General features: G+C 69.7%; 6 protein-coding genes. 4 read left to right on the top strand and 2 right to left on the bottom strand.

The annotated features are described in order from the left end of the window. Both ACFU99_RS32525 and ACFU99_RS32520 read left to right on the top strand, forming a co-directional pair. Positions 1-556: helix-turn-helix domain-containing protein (locus ACFU99_RS32525; RefSeq protein ID WP_384398870.1), on the top strand; the 556-nt coding region annotated here is incomplete at its 5' end. Positions 557-704: 148 nt separating this feature from the next. Then, complete coding sequence (locus tag ACFU99_RS32520) at positions 705-1,529, top strand: SAM-dependent methyltransferase (protein WP_384398868.1); 825 nt, start codon at positions 705-707, stop codon at positions 1,527-1,529. Positions 1,530-1,559: 30 nt separating this feature from the next. Here ACFU99_RS32520 and ACFU99_RS32515 read toward each other — a convergent pair whose 3' ends face one another. Next, positions 1,560-2,498: a helix-turn-helix domain-containing protein gene (locus tag ACFU99_RS32515; protein WP_384398866.1), complete on the bottom strand. Its 939-nt coding sequence runs from the start codon at positions 2,496-2,498 to the stop codon at positions 1,560-1,562. A 134-nt stretch (positions 2,499-2,632) separates the two neighbouring features. Beyond that, entirely contained in the window at positions 2,633-2,866 is a 234-nt protein-coding gene (locus ACFU99_RS32510) for a DUF397 domain-containing protein (protein ID WP_384398864.1), read from the bottom strand. Between the two features lie 281 nt (positions 2,867-3,147). On the opposite strand from ACFU99_RS32510, the gene ACFU99_RS32505 reads away from it, so the two are divergent. Beyond that, complete coding sequence (locus tag ACFU99_RS32505) at positions 3,148-3,618, top strand: ATP-binding protein (protein WP_384398862.1); 471 nt, start codon at positions 3,148-3,150, stop codon at positions 3,616-3,618. 283 nt (positions 3,619-3,901) lie between these two features. Beyond that, positions 3,902-4,957, top strand: a complete 1,056-nt coding sequence (locus ACFU99_RS32500) for a serine hydrolase domain-containing protein (protein WP_384398860.1) — start codon at positions 3,902-3,904, stop codon at positions 4,955-4,957. The last annotated feature ends 55 nt before the right edge of the window (positions 4,958-5,012 follow it).

Raw genomic sequence — 5,012 nt, 5'->3', positions numbered from 1 at the left:
CGGGGCGCTCGTACCGGTGCTGCCGCCGCGGGCGTTGGGCGCGGCCCTGTCCCATCTCCAGCGTCTCTCGGGGATGTCGGTCACCGAGGCCGCACGGCAAGCCGGCCTGTCGCCGTCGTACGTCTCGCGGGTCCTCGCCGGCGAGCGGGTCCCGGCGTGGCCGGTGGTGCGCCTGCTGGCCACCGCTCTCGGCGGGAGGGCGCCGGAACTGCGGTTCTTATGGGAGAGCGCCCAAGGCGTCTGCCGCCGGCCGCGTCAGTCCGTCACCACCGCGGCCGCCGCGCTGCACACCGCTCTGCGGGGTCTTCACCTGGCGGCGGCCTGCCCGCCCGTAGCGGAACTGTGCGCGGGAACGGACCTGACGCCCGAGGCCGTCCGCGACATGCTCGCCGGCGACTACGTTCCCGACTGGCCGGTCGTCGCCCGCCTGGTGTCCCGGCTGGGCGCGGCCCCCGCCGGCATCCGGCCGCTGTGGGAGGACATGCACTACGCCGCGCTCGCCGCCTGCCTGGAGTTCCCCCCGCAGGGCCTGCCGCCCGCCGACGGTCCCGGCTGATTCTCCCCTGCCGGCCCTGACGGCCCACCGTTTCGCCCCTTCCTCCGGTCCCCCGCGCGAGGGCTGGCCGTGGCCCAACCTGCTGTCTAGCATGGTCAGTTCCACCGGTCGACGCATGCGCCGAAGCGGCGTCAGGGGCGGAGGAACGATGAAACACGGGGAGAAACGCATTTCTCACAGCATCGACGTAGACACCCCCAGCGTGGCCCGTATGTACGACTGGCTGCTGGGCGGTATCGAGAACTACGCCTCAGACCGGGTCGCCTGCCAGGATCTGCTGAAGATCGCGCCGAGCACCCAGGTCCTGGCCCGCAACAACCGCGAGTTCCTCCGGCGGGTCGTGCGCGTCCTGGTGAAGGACTACGGCATCCGCCAGTTCCTCGATCACGGCTCCGGGCTGCCGACCCAGGACAACGTCCACCAGATCGCCCAGCGCAACGCTCCCGGGTGCCGCGTCGTCTACGTCGACAACGACCCCATCGTGCTGGCCCACGGACGGACGACGCTGGAGGAGAACGACCAGACGGCCATCATCAACGAGGACATGCGCGACACCGCGGCCATCTTCGACAGCGAGCCCGTCAAGCGGCTCATCGATCTCAAGGAGCCGATGGCCGCGCTGTTCGTCTCCGTGCTGCACTGCCTGCGCGACACCGACGACGATCAGGACCCCGCGGCCCTCATCCGGCGGGTGGCCGAGCGGCTGCCCGCAGGCAGCTATATGGTCATCTGCCAGCTCGTCAGCGACGACGCCGAGGTGCGCGACGGCGTCACCCGGCTGATGGAGGTGGCCACCGGGGGCACCTGGGGGCGGGTGCGCGAACAGCGCGAGGTACGGGCCTACTTCGGCGACATGGAGATACTGGATCCGGGTCTGGTCGACGTCATCGACTGGCGGCCGGACACCCCTCCCCCGCCGCCGGAGAAACGGGCCCTCGACTGGGTGGAGTGGGGCGGCGTCGCCCGGCTGTAGCCGGCGGGCGGGCGGGGTGGCCGCTGTCCGTCATCCGTCGCCCTTCTGCACGCGGTATCGCTCGATCGCCTTGTCCAGCAGCTCCAGGCTCTCCCGCCGGGTGGCGGCGGCGTTGGACACTTCGAGCAGCACATGGCGGTACCGCTCCACTTCCGACGGCTTGGTCACGTAGTTCGCGCTGTCGACCTGCTCGATGTAGACGAGCTCGGCCGGCCCGCCGTCTCCGAAGAGCAGGTGGGTGATCGGGGTCGGGGGCGAGACGCTGGCGCCCCTGGCGAACTCGACGATGCGGATATTGACGTTCTGCTCGCCCCTCTGGTACTCCGCCGCCAGTTCCCTGAGGTAGGTGAGCTGTTCCCACATCACGCTCGGGCCGCCGACCGGACGCAGCAGGATGCCCTCGTCCAGCAAGGCGATCACCTGCGGCCGGTGCTCGTGGTGCAGCAGGGCCTTGCGGCCCATCTTGAGGTCCAGGCGACGGTTGACGACCTCGGGCTTCGCCGAGGGCATGGCAGCCTCGACGAGGACGCGGGCGTATTCAGGGGTCTGCAAGAGTCCCGGCACTATGTGGTTCTCGTAGGTGAAGATCTTCTGTGCGGTGCCCTCCAGGCCGATCAGCCGCTTGAGGAAGGACGGCGTCACGTCGGCGTACTGCTGCCACCACGCGCCGTCGTGCATCAGCCGCAGCAGGGAGTCCAGTTCCCGCATCTTCTCGGCCTCGGCGCCGTAGTGCCGCGCCAGGTCCTTGACGTCCCGCTCCCGCGGCGGGCTCTCCCCGCGCTCCAGTCGGCTGATCTTGGACACCGACGCGCGGATGACCGGGGCGACTTCCTTGAGGGTCAGCCTCCGTTCGAGGCGCATCTGCCGCAGTTCCTCGCCCAGCAGCCTGGGCGCCGCCTCCCGCTTCGAACCGGGCAGGGTGTGCACGGTCGCCGCCGGAGCCTCCTGGTGCTTACGGACCGCGGACATACGCCCCTCCTGTCCTGTCGAGTGGTCGACTGTCCTGTCGAGTCGATCCTGTCGAGTGGTGGACAGCAGCCATTTTTCCAGGCTGAGGAACGTATGTCCGCTCAATCAAGCCGTGGCCGCGGGCCGGGCGCCGCTCACGCGCCCAGGTGATCGAACTCCGCGCCCTTGACCCCGGCGATGAACGCCGCGATCTCCTCGCGCGTGTATATCAGCGCGGGACCCTCCGGGTCACGGGAGTTGCGCAGCGCCACCGCACCACCAGGAAGGCCGGTAACTTCGACGCAATTCCCACCGCCGGTGCTCGCGGAACTCTTGATCCACACAGCGCCGGGGATCATGTTGGCAGGCATACCATTTTCGAACTCCATGCTGCGACCTCTTCCTTCCGCGTTCGTGCCGCGGTCGTGTCAACGGCCCGTGTGATCGCAGGAGTTCACACGGGCCACATACCGCACATCCTCCTTCCTGGGCGCCCGGCGCTCGGTGGGGTCGAAGGCCGGAAATCCCATATGCAATTGCATGGTGGGCGCTACGTGAGAATGCTAGTCAGTCCGCGCTCCGATGGCTCCCCCTGAACGAGCTGGATTCGCCGGGAAGTTGGCGAATACCGATCTCCGCCGTACTGGCAGAAGCGGAACAGATCAGCCCCGTGACCGACCGCACTCCCCACCCTCCCCCGCGGCCCGTACCGCTCGACTGGGGTCTCGCGACGGGCCTGGGCATGCCGCGTTTCGCGGCCCGGCGCCTCACGGCCCGCGCGCGGTCCCTGGACCCCGTCCGCGCCTTCGCGCGCCACACGCTCACCCGCTGGAACCTGACCGCCGCCCTCGACGACGTCACCCTCGTGGCCTGCGAACTCGCCGCGAACGTCCTATGTCACGCGCTGCGCGGGGAGCACGCATCCGGCTGCGGATGGCTCGCGCTGGCCCACACCCACCACACCGTGCTGTGCACCGCGACCGACCCCGACCCCCGCTTCCCCTTCGGGCCCCCGCACCACGACATGCTCGCCGAGGACGGCTGGGGGCTGACGCTCGTCGGGGCCCTCAGCGACGCCTGGGGGTGGCACCGGCTCCCCGACGGCGCCGGAAAGTCCGTCTGGGCGAAGATCTCCGCCTGAGCCGGTTTCTGTGCGGACGGGCACGGGTGGGTATTCCTAGCTCTACCTGGAGCCGGGCGGTTAGCAGGATCGTTCCCGGCGATCGCATCCGGAGATGCTGGTTCCGCGGCGAATGCCGCTGGTTTCCAGTCGTTTCCGTAGGAGTTGGCCCGTGCGTGAGCAGGTATGGCAGAAAGTACGTTCTTCCCGTCGGCGGCAGCAGGAGGGGCCGAGGCGGAGCGGCGGGCGGAGAACTCTGCCGATCGCGGCCGCCGTGGCCTTGGGCCTCATGACGACGGGGTTCATGGCGCCGTCCGCGGCGTCCGCCGCAACCGGCGAGGACACCGTCCAGAAGGGCCTGAACGCGCTGGTGCGCTCCGACGGCGTGCCCGCCGCGCTGGCGAGCGTCGAGGACGGCCGGCATCACGCCCGTACGTACACCGCGGGGGTCGGCGACCTGGCGACCGGATCGAAGGTGCCCAGGGACGGACAAGTGCGGATCGGCAGCAACACCAAGGCGTTCACCGCGGTGGTCGTGCTGCAACTGGTCGGCGAGGGAAAGATCCGCCTCGATACCCCGATCAACACGTACCTGCCCGGCCTCGTCCACGGGGACGGCATCGACGGCGGCCGCATCACCGTCCGCCATCTGCTCCAGCACACCAGCGGACTGCCCAATTACGTCAAGTACCTCGACGACGAGCCCCGGTACTACACCCCGCGCGAACTTCTCGACCGTGCCCTCGCGCACAAGGCGGAGTTCGACCCCGGACAGAAGTGGGAGTACAGCAACACGAACTACGTGGTCGCGGGAATGCTCGTCGAGAAGATCACGCAGCACTCCGTCGCCGAGGAGATCGACCGGCGCGTCATCCGACGCATCGGGCTGCGCCACACCTATTTCCCGGCCCCCGGCGAGACGGCCATCCGGGAAGCCCACCCCAAGGGGTACGACCGGGATGCCTCGGGCGCTCCGCTCGACGTCACGGAATTCGATCCTTCCTGGGGCTGGTCGGCGGGCCAGATGGTCTCCACCGACTCCGACCTCAACCGGTTCTTCAGCGCGCTCCTGGACGAGGGCCGCCTCCTCCCCAAGGCCCAGCTCGCCCAGATGCGCACCACGGTCCCCGCCGAGTACTTCGGACACGGCGCCCGCTACGGTCTCGGGCTCGTCAGCAAGCCCCTGTCGTGCGGCGGCGTCTACTGGGGGCACGGCGGCAGCATGACGGGGTACGAGACGCGGGGCGGCGCCACCGGCGACGGCCGCGCCGCGAACGTCGCGGTGACCACTCAGCCGTCCGACAAGTCCGTCATGGACCACGTCGACGGCGTCGTGGACGAGGCCCTGTGCCGACGCTGAGCCGCGTCGCGGAGAGACAGCCGGTCGGCAACCGTCAGTTGGGCTCGGCGAGCAG

The organism is Streptomyces sp. NPDC057654, assembly GCF_042800135.1.
Taxonomy (GTDB): Bacteria; Actinomycetota; Actinomycetes; order Streptomycetales; family Streptomycetaceae; genus Streptomyces.
Note: the sequence above shows the minus strand (reverse complement) of the source record. Positions and strands in the feature narration are given on the sequence as shown.

Excerpts from the sequence above, each read along its gene's own strand:
- ACFU99_RS32515 (WP_384398866.1), bottom strand. The coding sequence starts at position 2,498 with ATGTCCGCGGTCCGTAAGCACCAGGAGGCTCCGGCGGCGACCGTGCAC.
- ACFU99_RS32510 (WP_384398864.1), bottom strand. The coding sequence starts at position 2,866 with ATGGAGTTCGAAAATGGTATGCCTGCCAACATGATCCCCGGCGCTGTG.
- ACFU99_RS32500 (WP_384398860.1), top strand. The coding sequence starts at position 3,902 with ATGGCGCCGTCCGCGGCGTCCGCCGCAACCGGCGAGGACACCGTCCAG.
- ACFU99_RS32520 (WP_384398868.1), top strand. The coding sequence starts at position 705 with ATGAAACACGGGGAGAAACGCATTTCTCACAGCATCGACGTAGACACC.